Here is a 1,889-nt window from a genome sequence, read left to right as displayed (position 1 = left end):
AACCGCCCTTCATCGTAGCTCGCCTCAAAGGTTTGTTCTATTAAACGAACTGCTTCAGTTTTTAACATTATTTGCTCCCGATAACCAATATTTAGAGCTAAATCTCTATATCCCCTTTTACATACAGATAACACCCAAAGTTCTTCATAAAGCCTGTTATTCTATCTACATAACTACGTTGTGTCGGATTTCGGTGAGCACGGTTTGCCACATAAGCTTTCATTGTCATGAACTGATTAGCTACTGAATTTTTTCTAAATAGTTTTATCGTACCTTCCAGCTGTTCAGTAGCTTTACGCACCCAGCCCTTATGCCTATCGTCTTTAAGCTCAACGAATACAATGGTTTTATCATACTTCAATAGAGCATCGCAACGTTTTTCGTCCTTAAACCCCATCGCCTCAAGCACAGGCGGATTATTGTCAATGGCAACAAAGCCGACCTCTACTTTTTGGCTATTATTTACAATAGCAAGCCATTTGTCAGCTTTATTCTCTACTTTAGTGTCTGTATAAGCGGGTTTTTGTGTTGATTTACCATAGTCACAAAGCCCAAATTCCTTTTCAGTCATAATTTTTGCATCATCTAAAAAACTCATACGGACATCTCCTGCCTAATATCTAACAGTTTATAAAACTGTTCATTTATGCTATCTAAAGCCAAGTTTAGCTTGTTATCTGATGTTGGCAAATTTGCTACCAAAGGAAGCTTTTTAGTCGTTCCCTTGCTAAACTGGTAAATAACTAGTTCTTTCAGTGGAATAAATGCCCCTTGAGGAACAATTTTTAGTAATTTTTTCTGAAGTTTATCCTTATTGCTAGAACTATTTAATTCTTTATATAAGTTGCCCGCCTCAACCAATAAAGTAAGGTAATCAATTATATATGGGCTATGTGTTGTTATTACCAGCCTATTTCCAACCACGCTATTAGTGTATCCAACAAGTTTTTGGAGCAAGTCTTGTTGAGACTTTGGATATAGATTTAGTTCTGGTTCTTCTATCACGCCTATAAACACCTTTTTATTAAATCGTCCCCCAAGTTCTGACATAGCCGCACGTTTTTGCATCTCCAACAATCCGTTGTTGGATACAATTGCGGCAGCTTCCTTGCTAAAACGTTTAAGTTCATCTAGTGTCATATCAGAGCCTTTTTTGGCTATTATTTTCTCAATAAGAGCATTATAAATTACAAGTAGCGGTGCCACTGATTGAATACCGCTAGAAGCCTCCGACAAGTCTATTCTATACGTTTTGTTCTTGTCCTCAACATAAACACTGCCACGACTCTCATCATAGCCGACCACAATATTATTAAAGGGCATTTCAAGAGGACTAAGCAACGTTTTTCGCGCCAATTCATAGTCTTGCACAAAAGTTAACAAGGCATCCGAAAGTTTGCATTTGCTCAAATCATTCACGTTTGAGACAAAACTACGTTCAGCTGGCACATACAATATTTGCGGAAGCGCATATTCAGATATTGCTTTCTCTTGTTTATCTATGTATAGCCGTCCTTTTTTATAGGTAAAAGCGTAAACACTCCCCTCATAATGAAGTTCTGAACTGTCAGTGAAATAATTCTCAAGCCTGTGGTAATTTAATAGCTCTGTCTTAAAATATTTACTTTTTTCAAAATAGTTTTTATCATAATCCCCACGAACCAGCGATTTCTCCATCCACATAAACGTAGAGAGAGCTTTAGCGACAGTGCTTTTGCCACTACCATTATCACCCACAAAGAAAGTGAACTTAGCTATATTCAAGCTAGCTTGAGCAATGGGACCAAAGTTTTTAAGCTCTATTTGGATAACACCTCACCTTAAAATATTATATCAATCCACAAAGCATAACGAGATACATATATTCAACTTCTTCCCAACGTCAGAGG

Annotated in this window: 2 protein-coding genes; both read right to left on the bottom strand. The window is 37.2% G+C overall.

The window, feature by feature from the left end; translation table 11 throughout:
- Positions 1-97: 97 nt before the first annotated feature.
- Complete coding sequence (locus AC1MDJ_RS07630; RefSeq protein ID WP_479690325.1) at positions 98-598, bottom strand: hypothetical protein; 501 nt, start codon at positions 596-598, stop codon at positions 98-100.
- The gene (locus tag AC1MDJ_RS07625) at positions 595-1,803 is read right to left on the bottom strand and encodes an AAA family ATPase (protein WP_479690326.1); all 1,209 of its coding nucleotides are present in this window, start codon (positions 1,801-1,803) and stop codon (positions 595-597) included. The genes AC1MDJ_RS07630 and AC1MDJ_RS07625 overlap by 4 nt, the downstream gene beginning before the upstream one ends.
- Between the last annotated feature and the right edge of the window lie 86 nt (positions 1,804-1,889).

The sequence above is a fragment of the Candidatus Termitispirillum reticulitermitis genome (assembly GCF_054655775.1).
This window is presented reverse-complemented; position numbering and strand designations above follow the sequence as displayed.